The organism is Brachybacterium sp. GCM10030268, assembly GCF_042666305.1.
Classification (GTDB): Bacteria; Actinomycetota; Actinomycetes; order Actinomycetales; family Dermabacteraceae; genus Brachybacterium.
Map to the genome: position 1 here is coordinate 165,880 of NZ_JBHTCW010000002.1, position 15,387 is coordinate 181,266.

Below are 15,387 nucleotides of genomic sequence, written 5' to 3' on the forward strand. Positions count from 1 at the left end.
CTCCCCATGAGTGCGAACGACCTCGAAGGCCAGCGTACGAGCGACCTGAGCGACCAGCGCCCGAGCGATCTGAGCGGTCAGCGGCTGCTGCTGATCGATGGACATGCCATGGCGTTCCGGGCGTTCTTCGCGTTGCCCGCCGACGGATTCACCGACGGCCGCGGGCAGGCGACCAACGCCGTGTACGGGTTCGCCCGCATGCTCATCAACGTCGTCGCCTCCGAGCGTCCCAGCCACGTGGTCGTCGCCTTCGACCTGCCCGGCGCGACGTTCCGCGATCGCATGTACGAGCAGTACAAGGCGGGCCGCGACGAGACCCCGCCCGACTTCGCCGGGCAGATCCCGCTGATCATGCAGCTCCTCGATGCCCTCGGGGTGCGCTGGCTGACGGTCGAGGACTACGAGGCCGACGACATCATCGCCACGCTCGCCACCCGCACCGCCGCCGAGGGCGGCGAGGCGCTGATCGTCTCCAGCGACCGTGACGCCCTGCAGCTGGTCGGGGAGAACGTGACCCTGCTGCAGCCGGTCAAGGGCGTCACGGAGCTGCGCCGGATGACGCCCGAGGCGGTCGAGGAGAAGTACGGGATCCCTCCGGCGCGGTACCCGGACCTCGCGGCGCTGGTGGGGGAGGTCGCCGACAATCTGCCGGGTGTGCCCGGCGTGGGCCCCAAGACGGCGGCGAAGTGGATCCTCCAGTACGGCGACCTGCCCGGCATCATCGCCCATGCCGACGAGATCAAGGGCAAGGCCGGGCAGGCGCTGCGCGACCACCTCGAGGACGTCGAGCGCAACCGGCTGATGAACGCCGCTGTCACCGACCTCGACGTGCCTGCGGATCCGGAGCACTACGGGCTCGGACGCGGTGACGCCACGGCGCTGAACGCCGTGTTCGACGAGCTCGCCTTCGGCCCGGGGATCCGCCGTGACGTCCCCGCCGACTTCCTGTCCTCGGCCGAGGAGGTCCCGCAGGAGCCCGAGCGCGAGCTGCCCGAGCTGCAGCGGCCGAGCTCGAGCGAACTGATCTCCCTGCTGGACGGGGCCTTCGCGGATGCTGCGGCGATCGCGACCGACGGGAGCTGGGTGCTGGGCCAGGGTGAGGTGCGCCAGCTCGCCCTCGCCACCGCCGACACGCTGGCGGTCGTCGATCTCGCAGAGCTCGACGACACCGCCGAGGGGGCGCTCGGCCGGTGGCTGGCCGATCCTGCGGTCGCCAAGACCGCCCACGACACCAAGCTGGTCTCCCACCAGCTGCGCGGCCACGGCCTCGCCGTCGCCGGATGGCGCACGGATCTCGCGATCGCCGAGTTCCTCTGCCGGCCCGATCAGCGGCCGACCGATCTCGCGGGACTGACGATGCGGCACCTGCAGGAGGACCTGCAGGTCGAGTCCGCCGTCGCCCAGCAGGAGCTGGACCTGGGCGCCGAGGAGTCCGGCGGGGACCAGCTGGGGCGTGCGGCCGACGCCGTGCTGCGCCTGGAGCACCTGCTGCGCGCCGAGCTCGACGAACGCGGAGCCGCCTCCCTGCACGATGACCTCGAGCTCCCGCTGGCCGGGGTCATCGGAGAGGTCGAGGCCACCGGCATCGCCGTCTCCGATGACGTCCTGGCAGGCCTCGACGAGGAGCATGAGGCCAAGCAGGTCGCCGTCGCCGAGTCGGCGTACTCGCACATCGGCGGCGACCACATCAACCTGGGTTCGCCCAAGCAGCTGCAGGAGGTCCTCTACGAGCGGCTGGGCCTGCCCAAGGGGCGGCGCACCAAGACCGGGTACAGCACCAACGCGGAGACGCTGCTGGAACTGTTCGAGAAGACCCAGCACCCCTTCCTCGCCGATCTGCTCGCGCATCGGGACGTGACCAAGATGCGCCAGATCATCGACACGCTGCGACGGTTCATCTCCCCGGCCGGGCGCATCCACACCACCTTCCACCAGAACATCGCCGCCACCGGCCGGCTCTCCTCGAACAACCCCAACCTGCAGAACATCCCCACCCGTACCGAGGAGGGCCGCCGGATCCGTTCCGCCTTCCGCGCCTCCGAGGGGTACGCCGCGCTGATGACCGCGGACTACTCGCAGATCGAGATGCGCATCATGGCCCACCTCTCCGAGGACGCCGGCCTGATCGAGGCCTTCCGCTCGGGCGAGGACCTGCACAGCTTCGTCGCCTCCCGTGTGTTCGACGTGGCTCCCGAGGACGTCGACCCGGCGATGCGCTCGAAGACCAAGGCGATCAGCTACGGCCTCGCCTACGGGCTCAGCGCTTTCGGGCTGGCCCGGCAGCTGCGCATCTCCCAGTCCGAGGCGACCGCGCTGCGCGACGGCTACTTCGAGCGGTTCGGCGGGGTCCGGGACTTCCTGCGCCAGAGCGTCGAGACGGCGCGCTCGACCGGGTACACCGAGACCATCCTGGGCCGGCGCCGGTACCTGCCGGACCTCACCTCCGACAACCGTCAGCGCCGCGAGAACGCCGAGCGGGTCGCGCTGAACTCGCCCATCCAGGGCAGCGCCGCGGACATCATCAAGCTCGCCATGCTCCGTGTGGACCAGCTGCTGCGCGAGCGGGAGCTGAGCTCACGGGTCCTGCTCCAGGTGCACGACGAGCTGGTCCTGGACGTCGCCCACGGCGAGGAGGTGGCGCTGCGCGAGCTGGTCGCCGAGGGGATGGGCTCCGCCTTCGAGCTGTCCGTCCCGCTCGAGGTGGGCATCGGCATCGGCGCGAACTGGCTCGAGGCCGCGCACTGACGCTCGGGACCGCCGCTCGGGACGCGGGACAACTCACACCGTCACCGGCGGCGGGGACGCTTCGCGCCCTCGCACAAGGGTGGCGCGGCTGGTAGCCTGTCGAGGGTCTGTGCGTGGACTGTGCCCTTCGAGGCAGGGTCCGTCGCCCTCGCGTGAGGGCGGTGCGCGCGCGGATGCGCCCCGATCGCAGGGGCGCGGCACGTCCATCATCCCTACTCATACCTGTTCCGACGGAGTTCCTACCTACATGACCGAAACCACGACCCCCCAGATCGCCATCAACGACATCGGCGGCGCCGACGATCTCATGGCTGCCATCGATGCCACCATCAAGTACTTCAACGATGGCGACATCGTCGAGGGCACCGTGGTGAAGGTCGATCACGACGAGGTCCTCCTGGACATCGGCTACAAGACCGAGGGCGTCATCCCCTCGCGCGAGCTGTCCATCAAGCACGACGTCGACCCCGGTGAGGTGGTCGAGGTCGGAGACGGCATCGAAGCCCTCGTCCTCCAGAAGGAGGACAAGGAAGGCCGTCTGATCCTGTCGAAGAAGCGCGCCCAGTACGAGCGCGCCTGGGGCACGATCGAACAGATCAAGGAAGACGAGGGCGTGGTCACCGGCCGCGTCATCGAGGTCGTCAAGGGCGGCCTCATCGTGGACATCGGCCTGCGCGGCTTCCTCCCTGCCTCTCTCGTGGAGATGCGCCGCGTGCGCGACCTGCAGCCCTACGTGGGCCAGGAGATCGAGGCGAAGATCATCGAGCTCGACAAGAACCGCAACAACGTGGTCCTCTCCCGTCGCGCCTACCTGGAGGAGACCCAGTCCGCGGTCCGCTCCGACTTCCTGCAGACCCTGGCCAAGGGCCAGGTCCGCGAGGGCGCTGTCTCCTCCATCGTCAACTTCGGCGCCTTCGTCGATCTCGGCGGTGTCGACGGCCTGGTGCACGTCTCCGAGCTGTCCTGGAAGCACATCGACCACCCGTCCGAGGTCGTCGAGGTCGGTCAGAAGGTCAGCGTCGAGGTTCTCGACGTGGACATGGACCGCGAGCGCGTCTCCCTGTCGCTGAAGGCGACCCAGGAGGACCCGTGGCAGCTGTTCGCCCGCACCCACGCCATCGGCGAGGTCGTCCCGGGCAAGGTCACCAAGCTGGTTCCCTTCGGTGCGTTCGTGCGCGTCGAGGACGGCATCGAGGGCCTGGTGCACATCTCCGAGCTGGCCCAGCGCCACGTGGATCTGCCCGAGCAGGTCGTCACCGTCGACCAGGACGTCTTCGTCAAGGTCATCGACATCGACCTGGAGCGCCGCCGCATCTCGCTGTCGCTGAAGCAGGCCAACGAGGGGGTCGACCCCGAGGGCGACGACACCACCTTCGACCCGGCTCTGTACGGCATGGCCGCGGAGTACGACGAGAACGGCGAGTACAAGTACCCCGAGGGCTTCGACCCGGAGACCAACGAGTGGCTCGAGGGCTACGAGGCGCAGCGCGAGGAGTGGGAGGCCCAGTACGCGGCCGCTTACGAGCGCTGGACCGCTCACAAGGCACAGGTCGCCGAGGCGATCAAGGCCGACGAGGAGTCCGAGAACGCTCCGGCGGAGCAGGCCTCCACCTCCAGCCCGTCGCCGGCTCCGGCCGCTCAGCAGCAGCCGTCGTCCTACCAGTCGGCGACCACCGATGAGGGCACGCTCGCCTCGGACGAGGCGCTGGCCGCTCTGCGCGCCAAGCTGACCGGCGGCTGATCCTCCGGGAAGTCCTCACCGCGGCCCGGTCCCCGTCTCGGGGGCCGGGCCGCAGTGCGTCCGGCAGCATCGTCGGAATCAGCGCGTTCGAGCTGAGATGCAGATCCTCGCGCCGGGGTGGGAGACTGCGCTCATGAACACCGCGCTCGAAGATCACCCGATCCACTCCTGGCTGACCGACATGGACGGCGTCCTCGTCCATGAGCAGGCCGCCCTGCCCGGCGCCGCCGACTTCATCGCCGAACTGCAGCGGCTCGCCCGCCCGTTCCTGGTGCTCACGAACAACTCGATCTTCACGCCGCGCGACCTGCGCGCCCGCCTCTCGCGCAGCGGGATCGACATCCCGGAGGAATCGATCTGGACCAGCGCCCTGGCGACCGCGCGCTTCCTCGCCGAGCAGGCTCCCGGCTCCTCCGCCTACGTGATCGGTGAGGCCGGCCTGACCAGCGCGATGCACGAGGAGGGCTTCATCCTCGCCGACGCCGACGTGGAGTTCGTGGTGCTGGGGGAGACCCGGACCTACTCCTTCGAGTCGATCGCACGGGCGATCCGACTGATCAAGCGCGGGGCGAAGTTCATCGCCACCAACCCGGACGTGACCGGGCCCAGTGCCGAGGGTCCGCTGCCGGCCACCGGCGCCGTCGCCGCGATGGTCACCGCCGCCACCGGCATCTCCCCGTACTACATCGGCAAGCCGAACCCGCTGATGATGCGGACGGCCCTGAACCGGCTCGGAGCCCACTCGGAGACCTCGGTGATGATCGGGGACCGGATGGACACCGACGTGAAGTCCGGTCTCGAGGCAGGGATGCGGTCCGTGCTGGTGCTGTCCGGGTCCACCCGCGAGGACGAGATCACGAAGTACCCGTTCCGGCCCACCAGCGTCCTCAGCGGCATCGCGGACGTCGTCCCGCTGGTCGAACGCCTCACGCCGCTGTCGTCCCAGGAGCTGGACGAGGACTGATCCTCGGCCGAGGTCCTGCGCACAGCGCGGACGACCGCTCGTGCGCGCACGGCCACATGAGAGAATCGGGGCCATGTTGCGCTGGCTCACGGCCGGGGAATCCCACGGCCCGTCCCTCATCTCCCTGCTCGACGGCGTCCCTGCCGGCATCGAGCTGACCAGTGACGATCTGCAGGCCGCCCTGGCGCGCCGCCGTCTCGGCCACGGTCGCGGCAGCCGTCAGAAGTTCGAACAGGACGTGCTGACCATCCACGGCGGGCTCCGGCACGGCCGCACGCTCGGCTCTCCCGTGGCGATCGAGATCGCCAACTCCGAATGGCCGAAATGGGAGAAGGTCATGAGCGCCGACCCGGTCCCGCGCGAGGATCTCCTGGTCGACGCCGGCACCGGTGATGAGCGCGAGATCGCCCGGAACCGCCCGCTGAGCCGCCCCCGGCCCGGCCATGCCGACCTCTCCGGCATGCTCAAGTACGGCTTCGACGACGCCCGCCCGGTGCTCGAGCGCGCCAGCGCTCGCGAGACCGCTGCCCGCGTGGTCGCCGGCCGCGTGGCCGCGGCGCTGCTCGAGCAGGCCGCCGGCATCCGGCTGGTCTCCCACACCCTTGCGGTGGGCTCCGTGCGCGTGCCCGAGGACGCCCCGCTGCCGGGCCCGGACGACGCCGGCGCCCTGGACGGCGATCCGCTGCGCTGCTTCCACCCCGAGACCTCCGAGGCCATGGTCGCCGAGGTCGACGCCGCCAAGTCCGACGGTGACACCCTCGGCGGCGTCGTCGAGGTGCTCGCCTACGGTCTTCCCGTCGGCCTCGGCTCCCACACCCAATGGGATCGCAAGCTCGACGGCCGCCTCGCCCAGGCGGTCATGTCGATCCAGGCGATGAAGGGCGTGGAGATCGGGGACGGCTTCGCGACCGCCGCCCGCCGCGGCTCCGTCGCCCATGACGAGATCCTCGCCGACCCGGCCACAGGGGGGAACCCGTCGGCCGTCCCGCGCGCCAGCAACCGCGCCGGAGGGCTCGAGGGCGGCATGACCAACGGCCAGGTGCTGCGTGTGCGCGGCGGCCTGAAGCCCATCTCGACGGTGCCGCGCGCGCTGCGGACCATCGACGTCGCCACCGGTGAGCAGACCAGTGCGAATCATCAGCGCTCCGACGTGTGCGCGGTCGCTCCCGCCGCCGTCATCGCCGAGGCCGTCGTCGCCGTCACGCTTGCCGACGCGCTGCTGGAGAAGACCGGCGGCGACAGCGTCGAGGAGATCCGGGCGCACCTCGCCGGTACCGGGGACCTCCAGTCCCGCATTCTCGGCCACGGCCCGGAAACGGCCTCGTGAGCGGTCCCGCGGTCATCCTGCTGGGCCCCATGGGGGCCGGCAAGACCAGCGTGGGCCGGGAGCTCGCGGCCCGCCTCGACATGCAGTTCGCCGATCTGGACGCCCTGATCGTCGAGGAGGCCGGGCGCTCCATCCCGGAGATCTTCGCCGCCGACGGCGAGGCCGGTTTCCGCGAGCTCGAAGCCGGCGTCCTCGCCCGCGCTCTGGAGACCCACGGCGGAGTGCTGGCTCTGGGCGGCGGAGCGGTCATGACCCCCGCGTCCCGCGACCGTCTGCGCGGCGGCCCGGTGGTGCTGCTCGAGGTCGACGATGAGACCGTCGCCCGACGCCTGGGCCGCGGGGCCGGCCGGCCCATGCTCACCGGGCAGGATCCGCTGCAGCGCTGGCGGGAGCTCTCGCTCGAGCGCGATCCGGTCTATCGCGAGCTCGCACGATGGAGGGTCGACGCCCGCCGGGGCAGTTCCGCGACCGTCGCGCGCACCATCACCGACATGCTGGGGGAGGACCTGCTGGCCCGCCCCGAGAAGGAGAGACCATGAGCACCACCGTGATCCCCGTGACCACGCCGAGCGGCGGGTACGACGTCCGCGTCGGCCGGGGCATCCTGCCCGAGATCCCCGCGATGATCCCAGATCGGGTGCGGCGCGTGGTCATCGTCCACCAGCCGAGCCTGCGCGAGGTCGCCGAGGAGATCCGGGCATCGATCGCCGAGGCCGGACGCGACGCCTTCGCCGCCGAGGTCCCCGACGGGGAGGAGGCGAAGACGGCGCAGGTGGCCGGCTTCCTGTGGGGTGTGTGCGGGCAGGCGGAGATCGGCCGCGGCGACCTCGTGATCGGCCTGGGCGGGGGAGCGGCCACCGACCTGGCCGGCTTCGTCGCCGCCTCGTGGCTGCGCGGCGTCGACGTGCTGCAGGTCCCGACCACGGTCGCCGCCATGGTCGACGCCGCCGTGGGCGGGAAGACCGGTATCAACACCGCCGAGGGCAAGAACCTCGTCGGCGCCTTCCATCCCCCGATCGCCGTTCTCGCTGACCTCGATGTGCTCGCGGGGCTCGGCCATCACGACACCGCCGCCGGTCTCGCCGAGGTGGTCAAGGCCGGTTTCATCGAGGACGAGCGGATCCTGGAACTCGTCGAGGAGGATCCCGAGGCCGTCCTGGACATCTCCTCGGCAGCGTTCCGCGAGGTCGTCGAGCGCGCCATCAGGGTCAAGGCCCGAGTGGTCTCCGCGGACCTCCGCGAGGCGGGCGAGCGCGAGATCCTCAACTACGGGCACACCCTCGGCCACGCCATCGAGCGCAACGAGCGGTACCAATGGCGTCACGGTGCCGCCGTCTCCGTCGGCATGATGTTCGCCGCCGAGCTGTCCCACCTCGCCGGCAAGCTCTCCGAGGCCGACGTCGATCGTCACCGTAGCGTCCTCACATCACTCGGGCTGCCGGTCACCTACCGCGACCGGCAGTGGCCGAAGCTCGAGGACGCCATGAAGCGCGACAAGAAGACCCGGGCCGGTCTGCTGCGCTTCGTGGTGCTCGATCGGATCGGGCACGTCTCACGGCTCGAGGGACCCGACCCGGCCCTGCTGCTGTCCGCCTACGCGGCGATCACCGCGGACTGAGGCGATCCCGTGACACGTTCAGGCGACTCCGGCTCCCCGGCGGCCGACGGCCCCGCGGCCGGTGGTCCCGCCGCCGATGCCGGTGTCGTGAGGGTGCGCGGGATCGAGCTCGGCCGGGGGCGGCCGGAGATCATCGTCCCGGTCACGGGCGCGGACCAGGGTGCCGTCCTGGACCAGGCGCGCGCTGCCACCGACTCGCCCGGCCGGGTCCTCGAGTGGCGCCTGGACCGATTCCGCCCGGACCTGGATGTCGCCGCGCACCGGGACGCCGCCGTCGCGGCGCTCCCGGCCCTGCGCGAGATCATGGGGCAGGATCGTGCCCTGCTGGTCACGCTGCGCACCTCTGCCGAGGGCGGGAGTCGGGAGATCTCCGACGACGAGCTCGCAGCAACTCTCGAGGCGGTGATGGCGGGCGGCTTCGCCGATCTCGTGGACGTGGAGACTTCCCGATCGCCCGAGACCGGGGCCTCGGTCATCGCCTCGGCGCACGCGCTGGGGCTCGCGGTGGTGGGATCGTTCCACGACTTCGAGCGCACCCCGCCGGAGGACGAGATGGCCGAGATCCTGCGTACCCAGCGCCGGCTCGGTGCCGACCTCCCGAAGATCGCCGTGACCCCCCGCGATGCTCGGGACGTGCTGGCCCTGCTCGCGGCAAGCGTCCAGGTCGCCGACGACGGGCTCGGCCCGCACATCGCGATCAGCATGGGCTCGCTCGGCGCGGTCAGCCGGGTCGCTGCGGAGACGTTCGCCGGCGCCGCCACCTTCGCGGCCGTCGGTGAGGGGTCCGCGCCCGGCCAGCTCGAGGCCGGGGAGGTCGCGCGCATGCTCACGCTGCTGCGTCCCTGAGCGCCTCACCCCACACGGGCGTATGCGCGGACGGGGAAGGACGGGGCGCCGGACACAGGAAGCGGAACCGCGGAGAACAACGCTCCGTCACTGGGCAGAGCATTCAACCGCGTCAGGTTCTCGACGATGAGTACGCCGTGGCCGAGCAGTGTCGAGTGCACCGCGCGCTCGGCCCCCGTGGTGGCGTCGATATTGACCGAATCTATTCCCACGAGTACCGCGCCCGATCGCACCACCTGGTCGGCCGCGGCCGCGGTGAGGTGCGGATGCTCGCTGCGTCCATATTCCTCGGTGCCCCAGTGTCGATCCCAGTCGGTGCGGATCAGCACGGCGTGCCCCGGAGCGTGCTGGGGCAGGAGATCGGCGCCGACTGCCGAGACACCGGTGGCGTCGACCACGAGGGCCGGCACATCTGCCACGCGATCGATGCCGAGATCTGCGATGTCCGTCCCGTTCGGGAACCGGTGCTGCGGAGCGTCGAGGTAGGTGCCCGTGCTAGTCGCCAGTTCGACGGACGCGATGCGGAACTCGGTTCCCGGGGCGTAGTGCGACCGGGAGTCCTCGAACGTGAGGACATCGTGGATCCGGGGCGCAGGAACGCCGGGGTGCATGGTCATACCGGGGGCTATCGGATGCGTCAGGTCGATGAGGGCCATGGAGGATCTCCCGGGTTGTCGGAACGGTCGGTGCGGAGCGTCGTCGAGTCATCGTCCTCGCCGGCCTCAGGAGCCACGGCGTCGTCGAGCTCATCGGCCTCGTCGTCGAAGGCGCGCTCCGCGTACGACGAAGCGTCGGCGTCGTTCGACGTCACGTCCTCGGCGAGATCATCGACGGAGTCATCGACCACTGGGATCGTGCCGGTCTCCATCGCCACCCGGGTGCGTTCGCTGCGCCGGGTGCGTCGCACCAGGGCCTTCAGCTGCGAGGCGGACATGGTCACCTGCCATTCGCTGTGCGCGGGCAGCGTCCACTGCCGCCAGGCCGCGAGCCCGGCGAGCACAGCCCCGATGCCGACGGCACCGAGCACCCATGGGGCCGGCATGCCCAGCGCGAACACCGCCCAGGTCAGCAGGGCCGTGAGGAACGCGCCGGTCGCGTACAGCGGGCCGCCGCCGAAGATCGCCGGGATCCGCCCCACCAGCACATCACGGATCACGCCCCCGCCGACCGCGCTGGCCACGCCCAGCAGGATCGCCGGCAGCACGTCGAGCCCGTACCCGAGCGATTTGGCCGTCCCGGTTGCCGCCCACAGTCCCATCGCCATGATGTCCAGCCCCGTGACCAGGCGCCGCCACAGGGTCCCCTCGGCCGAGATCACGAAGGAGAACAGCGAGCCGCCGAGCGCGCAGGCCAGGTACCAGGGCCCGTCGAAGGCGGCCGGGGTGCCGTAATCCAGGATCAGGTCACGCACGATGCCGCCGCCCAGACCGGCGGCGATGCCGATGATCGCGAACCCCACCGCATCGAAGTTCAGCCGGGAAGCCAGCGCCCCGGCGGCCACGCCCATGACGAAGACCCCCAGCAGGTCCAGGACGCGCAGGAGGTCGTTGGTCACGAGCAGTTCGAGGGGATCCACCCTTGAACCGTAAACCGCGATCCGGCCTGCGGGAACGCTGCCGTGACGGCTCTGACTCCGGCGGCTGCCGGGCGCGCCGCAGGGCAGGCTCCGGGCACGCCGTAGGATCGGGCCATGACCGCTGAGAGCCCGCTGCTGCGCATCGGCCTGACCGGCGGCATCGGCTCCGGGAAGTCGACCGTCGCGGCGATCTGGCGGAACGCCGGGCTCCGAGTGATCGATCTGGACGCCCATTCCAGGGCTGTGCTCGACGTTCCCGGACCGGGAGTCGAGGAAGCCGTCGCCCGCTTCGGCGAGGAGTTCCGCAACGCGGCGGGGACCATGGACCGGGCCGCGCTCGCCAACCTGGTCTTCGCGGACTCCACAGCCCGGGCCGATCTCGAAGCGATCGTGCTCTCTCGCGTCGACGAGGAGGTCGCGCGGGAGGAGGCCGAGGCCGCCGCGGCGGGGGAGGCGCTCGTGATCCACGACAGCCCGCTGCTGCTGGAGAAGCACAGGGACGCTGAGTACGGAGCCGTCGTGGTGGTCCTCGCGCGTCGCGAGGATCGGATCGCCCGCGTGGTCCGCGACCGCGGGCGGGACCGCGCCTACGTCGAGTCGGTGATAGCGGCGCAGGTCACCGACCTCGAGAGGATCCGTCGGGCCGATCGCCTGGTGCTGAACACCGCCGGCCGTGAGGTCCTGGACCGCAGAGCCACGAGAGCACTCTCACGCATCCTCGACGAGCACGTCCCGTCGTCCGTCGGGCCCGCGTCGTAGGCTCGGAGACATGCGTCCTGTCACCGATCTGGTCCGCGCCGAGCATCCCTTCGAGGTCGTCTCCGAGTACAGCCCCTCGGGCGACCAGCCGACGGCGATCGCCGACCTCGCCCGCCGCATCAACGACGGCGAGCAGGATGTCGTGCTGCTGGGCGCGACCGGCACCGGCAAATCGGCCACCACGGCGTGGCTGATCGAGCAGGTCCAGCGACCCACACTGATCATGGCGCACAACAAGACCCTGGCCGCGCAGCTGGCCAGCGAGTTCCGCGAGCTGCTGCCGCACAACGCCGTGGAGTACTTCGTCTCGTACTACGACTACTACCAGCCCGAGGCGTACGTCCCGCAGTCCGACACCTACATCGAGAAGGACTCCTCGATCAACGCCGAGGTCGAGCGGCTGCGCCACAGCGCGACCAACTCCCTGCTGACCCGCCGCGACGTCGTGGTGGTCTCCTCGGTCTCCTGCATCTACGGCCTGGGCACCCCTCAGGAGTACGTCGATCGCATGGTTCAGCTGGCTCGCGGTGACCAGCTCGATCGCGATCAGCTGCTCCAGCGCTTCGTGGACATGCAGTACGACCGCAACGACGTCGCCTTCGAGCGGGGCACCTTCCGGGTGCGCGGTGACACCGTGGAGATCATCCCGATGTACGAGGAGCTCGCGATCCGCATCGAGTTCTTCGGCGACGAGATCGACGCCCTGTACACGCTGCACCCGATGACGGGTGAGGTCATCCGCGAGGAGGACCACATCCACATCTTCCCCGCCTCCCACTACGTCGCCGGTCCCGAGCGGCTCTCTCGCGCCATCGAGTCGATCGAGGTCGAGCTCGCCGAGCAGCTGGAGCACCTCGAGAGCCAGGACAAGCTGCTCGAGGCCCAGCGGCTGCGGATGCGCACCACCCACGATCTCGAGATGCTGCGCCAGATGGGATCGACCAACGGCGTGGAGAACTACTCCCGTCATCTGGATGGTCGCGCGCCGGGCACCGCGCCGAACACGCTGATGGACTACTTCCCCGAGGACTTCCTGCTGGTCATCGACGAGTCCCACGTGACCGTCCCGCAGATCGGGGCGATGTACGAGGGGGACCGCTCCCGCAAGCGCACCCTGGTCGACTTCGGCTTCCGCCTGCCCAGCGCGCTGGACAACCGGCCGCTGACGTTCTCCGAGTTCACCGAGCGCACCGGCCAGACGGTCTACCTCTCCGCGACGCCGGCGGACTACGAGCTCGGCAAGTCGCGCGGGGTGGTCGAGCAGATCATCCGCCCGACGGGTCTGATCGACCCCGAGGTCGTGGTCAAGCCCGTCAAGGGCCAGATCGACGATCTGCGCGAGGAGATCGAGAAGCGCGTCCAGCGTGACGAACGAGTGCTGGTGACCACGCTGACCAAGCGCATGGCCGAGGACCTCACGGACTTCCTGCTGGAGAACGGGGTGCGCGTGCAGTACCTCCACTCCGACGTCGACACCCTGCGCCGGGTCGAACTGCTGCGTTCGCTGCGCGCCGGGGAGTACGACGTGCTGGTCGGCATCAACCTGCTGCGTGAGGGCCTGGACCTGCCGGAGGTCTCCCTGGTCGCGATCCTGGACGCGGACAAGGAAGGCTTCCTGCGCTCCCAGACCTCGCTGATCCAGACCATCGGTCGCGCCGCCCGCAACGTCTCCGGCCAGGTCCACATGTACGCCGATACGGTGACCGACTCGATGAAGGCGGCGATCGACGAGACCAACCGGCGCCGCGAGAAGCAGATCGCCTACAACACCGAGCACGGCATCGACCCGACCCCGCTGCGCAAGCGCATCGCCGATGTCACCGACATGCTGGCCCGCGAGGACATCGACACCGAGACCCTCATGGCCACCGACTATCGCTCGGGCAAGGAGCGGGTCCAGCGTGACAAGGCCCGTTCGAACGCGGTCGATGCCGTCAGCAACCGGACCGTCGACCTCGGGGACGACCCGGTCGGGTCGCTGACCGGCATGATCGACGAGATGACCGCGCAGATGCACCAGGCCGCGGAGAACCTCAACTTCGAGGTCGCCGCCCGACTGCGCGATGAGGTCCAGGAGCTCAAGAAGGAGCTGCGTCAGGTCCAGCGCTCGAGCTGAGCCACGCCGTCAGCGGGGTCTGGGCACGCTGCCGTGGCGGGCCATCACGCGGCCGGTTCCACCACGCTGTGGCAGAGGACCTCGACGCAGTCCGCGAGACTGAACCCGGCGCCCCCTGTGGTCGCAGCGATTCGATCCGGGTCTGCATCGTTCGCAGTGCTCGAAAGGGGGTGGGGCACCTCGCGCACGCTCATCCGATCATGCAGGGCGGGCCAGCGCGCCTGCACGGGGTGACCGGCGTCGTCGAGCACCTGGAACCGCGGCTGGTGCGCAGTGGTCCGGGCAGGGTCGGGGGCGAGCTGCAGACCGCCTTCGTGGACCATCACGTGGTGGCGCCGGCACAGCAGCGCCAGGTCCTCGATGTCCGTGGCGCCGCCCCGCGACCAGGCAGTGGTGTGGTGGGCGTCGAGATGCCGGCTCTGGTGGCAGCCGGGGAACGTGCAGACGGTGTCGCGCAGGCGGAGCGCGCGGCGCTGAGCACGGGAGGCGAGGCGCTGGGACCTGCCCAGATGGAGCACCTCGCCACCGGCGTCGGTGACCATCAGTGCGACCTTCCCGGTGCAGGCCAGCCGCTCCGCGGTACGAGATTCCAGGGGACCCTGGCCCACCACACCGCAGCGCTGGAGCGTTCCCGCGGGAACGCCGGGAGTGGCGGGCAGGGGTGCGGGCGCAGTGTCCCGCCCCGTGTCAACGGCATCCTGGTCGGCGGTCGGCGCGGACTCGCGAGATGGCGTTCCCGCGGGAACGGATCCGGTCAGCGCCTCGGCGCTGACCTGGACGACCACCAGGTGACGGTCCTCCCCGGAACGGTCGTCGGGCTCGGAGTCGAGAAAGCTCCGCGCCACGCTGTGCAGGGCGTCGGCCTTGCGCTGCTCCAGGGTCGGCGTGGTCGTGACCACGGCTATTGCGGCGTCGTCGCTCGGAGGCTCGTCGGATCCGGGATCGAGCGAGGAGGGATCGTGGCCGTCCCGGTCCAGGGCCAGATCCAGGGCGGTGACCACCTCAGCACCCGTCTCGGCGGGCAGCACCGCCCGGATCTCGACCATGCCGTCGTCCCGAGTCTGCCAGCGACCGTGGCGCACGGCATCCTGGCCGAGCCGGCTGCCGTCGACAGCGCGGAACGAGGAGATGGTCCGTGCCAGCTGGGAGGCGGTCATCGCCCGGGCCATGTCCACCAGCACGGCTTCGTCGACACGGTCGGTGACGCGGGTGATCTCGCGGACTTTGGAGAAGGACAGGCGGCCGGCGCGGAACTCCGCGACCGTCAGCGGCGCCTCCGGCAGAGCCCGTGCTACTCGGACGTGCTCGCGGGCGGTGCCCGGGGTCATGGAGCAGGCCCATGCCAGCCAGTGCGCCGTCGACTTCAGCCCCACGTACCAGCTCACCCCGTCCCGGGCATCGAAATCGGCCAGCGACAGCAACATGTCGCAGGTGGCCTCGGCGATGAACGCGGCCTGCTGCTGGATCTGCTCGCCCAGCGCCTCGGCTTCCTGCCGAGCGATGCGGGAGCGGCGCCGGTGCTCGGACGATCTCGACGGCAGCGGGGTGATGGTCATGGCGGTCTCCAACCGGCAGTTGATCTGGCTTCCGAGCCCAGTCCATCAGATGGGTGTGACCGACGACGCAGCAGCCGACGCGGTGTGGACCGCGGAGCGCTGGGGAGGAAGGAGCAGGGGGCGGAGCCTGGAGCGGGGA

General features: G+C 70.4%; 12 protein-coding genes. 9 read left to right on the forward strand and 3 right to left on the reverse strand.

What is annotated here, in order from left to right:
- Positions 1 to 6: 6 nt before the first annotated feature.
- The 7 genes from polA to aroD all read left to right on the forward strand — a co-directional run bounded on the left by polA (position 7) and on the right by aroD (position 9,241).
- Positions 7 to 2,745, forward strand: a complete 2,739-nt coding sequence (gene polA / locus ACFQRD_RS03790; RefSeq protein ID WP_377793885.1) for a DNA polymerase I — start codon at positions 7 to 9, stop codon at positions 2,743 to 2,745.
- A gap of 247 nt (positions 2,746 to 2,992) precedes the next feature.
- Entirely contained in the window at positions 2,993 to 4,486 is a 1,494-nt protein-coding gene (gene rpsA / locus ACFQRD_RS03795) for a 30S ribosomal protein S1 (RefSeq protein WP_377017208.1), read from the forward strand.
- A 133-nt stretch (positions 4,487 to 4,619) separates the two neighbouring features.
- Positions 4,620 to 5,450 (forward strand): HAD-IIA family hydrolase, encoded by an 831-nt coding sequence (locus ACFQRD_RS03800; protein WP_377793886.1) that lies wholly within the window; start codon positions 4,620 to 4,622, stop codon positions 5,448 to 5,450.
- A 73-nt stretch (positions 5,451 to 5,523) separates the two neighbouring features.
- Complete coding sequence (gene aroC, locus ACFQRD_RS03805; RefSeq protein ID WP_377017204.1) at positions 5,524 to 6,777, forward strand: chorismate synthase; 1,254 nt, start codon at positions 5,524 to 5,526, stop codon at positions 6,775 to 6,777.
- Positions 6,774 to 7,316, forward strand: coding sequence for a shikimate kinase (locus ACFQRD_RS03810; RefSeq protein ID WP_377803501.1), 543 nt, complete (start codon positions 6,774 to 6,776; stop codon positions 7,314 to 7,316). Before aroC ends, ACFQRD_RS03810 begins: the two co-directional genes overlap by 4 nt.
- Positions 7,313 to 8,395: a 3-dehydroquinate synthase gene (gene aroB, locus ACFQRD_RS03815; RefSeq protein WP_377017200.1), complete on the forward strand. Its 1,083-nt coding sequence runs from the start codon at positions 7,313 to 7,315 to the stop codon at positions 8,393 to 8,395. Before ACFQRD_RS03810 ends, aroB begins: the two co-directional genes overlap by 4 nt.
- Before the next feature lie 9 nt (positions 8,396 to 8,404).
- Positions 8,405 to 9,241 carry a type I 3-dehydroquinate dehydratase gene (gene aroD, locus ACFQRD_RS03820; protein ID WP_377017198.1) on the forward strand — a complete coding sequence of 279 codons (837 nt, stop codon included), beginning with the start codon at positions 8,405 to 8,407 and terminating at the stop codon, positions 9,239 to 9,241.
- Positions 9,242 to 9,246: 5 nt separating this feature from the next.
- Here the strand turns inward: aroD and ACFQRD_RS03825 are convergent, their stop codons facing one another.
- Both ACFQRD_RS03825 and ACFQRD_RS03830 read right to left on the reverse strand, forming a co-directional pair.
- The gene (locus tag ACFQRD_RS03825) at positions 9,247 to 9,897 is read right to left on the reverse strand and encodes a cyclase family protein (RefSeq protein WP_377017196.1); all 651 of its coding nucleotides are present in this window, start codon (positions 9,895 to 9,897) and stop codon (positions 9,247 to 9,249) included.
- Positions 9,879 to 10,817 carry a trimeric intracellular cation channel family protein gene (locus tag ACFQRD_RS03830; protein WP_377017194.1) on the reverse strand — a complete coding sequence of 313 codons (939 nt, stop codon included), beginning with the start codon at positions 10,815 to 10,817 and terminating at the stop codon, positions 9,879 to 9,881. The genes ACFQRD_RS03825 and ACFQRD_RS03830 overlap by 19 nt, the downstream gene beginning before the upstream one ends.
- Positions 10,818 to 10,931: 114 nt before the next feature.
- On the opposite strand from ACFQRD_RS03830, the gene coaE reads away from it, so the two are divergent.
- Positions 10,932 to 11,576 carry a dephospho-CoA kinase gene (coaE, locus tag ACFQRD_RS03835; protein ID WP_377017192.1) on the forward strand — a complete coding sequence of 215 codons (645 nt, stop codon included), beginning with the start codon at positions 10,932 to 10,934 and terminating at the stop codon, positions 11,574 to 11,576.
- 10 nt (positions 11,577 to 11,586) lie between these two features.
- On the forward strand, positions 11,587 to 13,692 hold the full coding sequence (gene uvrB, locus ACFQRD_RS03840) for an excinuclease ABC subunit UvrB (protein WP_377017190.1): 2,106 nt from the start codon (positions 11,587 to 11,589) through the stop codon (positions 13,690 to 13,692).
- Between the two features lie 44 nt (positions 13,693 to 13,736).
- Here the strand turns inward: uvrB and ACFQRD_RS03845 are convergent, their stop codons facing one another.
- Positions 13,737 to 15,248, reverse strand: coding sequence for a DUF222 domain-containing protein (locus tag ACFQRD_RS03845; RefSeq protein WP_377017188.1), 1,512 nt, complete (start codon positions 15,246 to 15,248; stop codon positions 13,737 to 13,739).
- Positions 15,249 to 15,387: the final 139 nt, after the last annotated feature.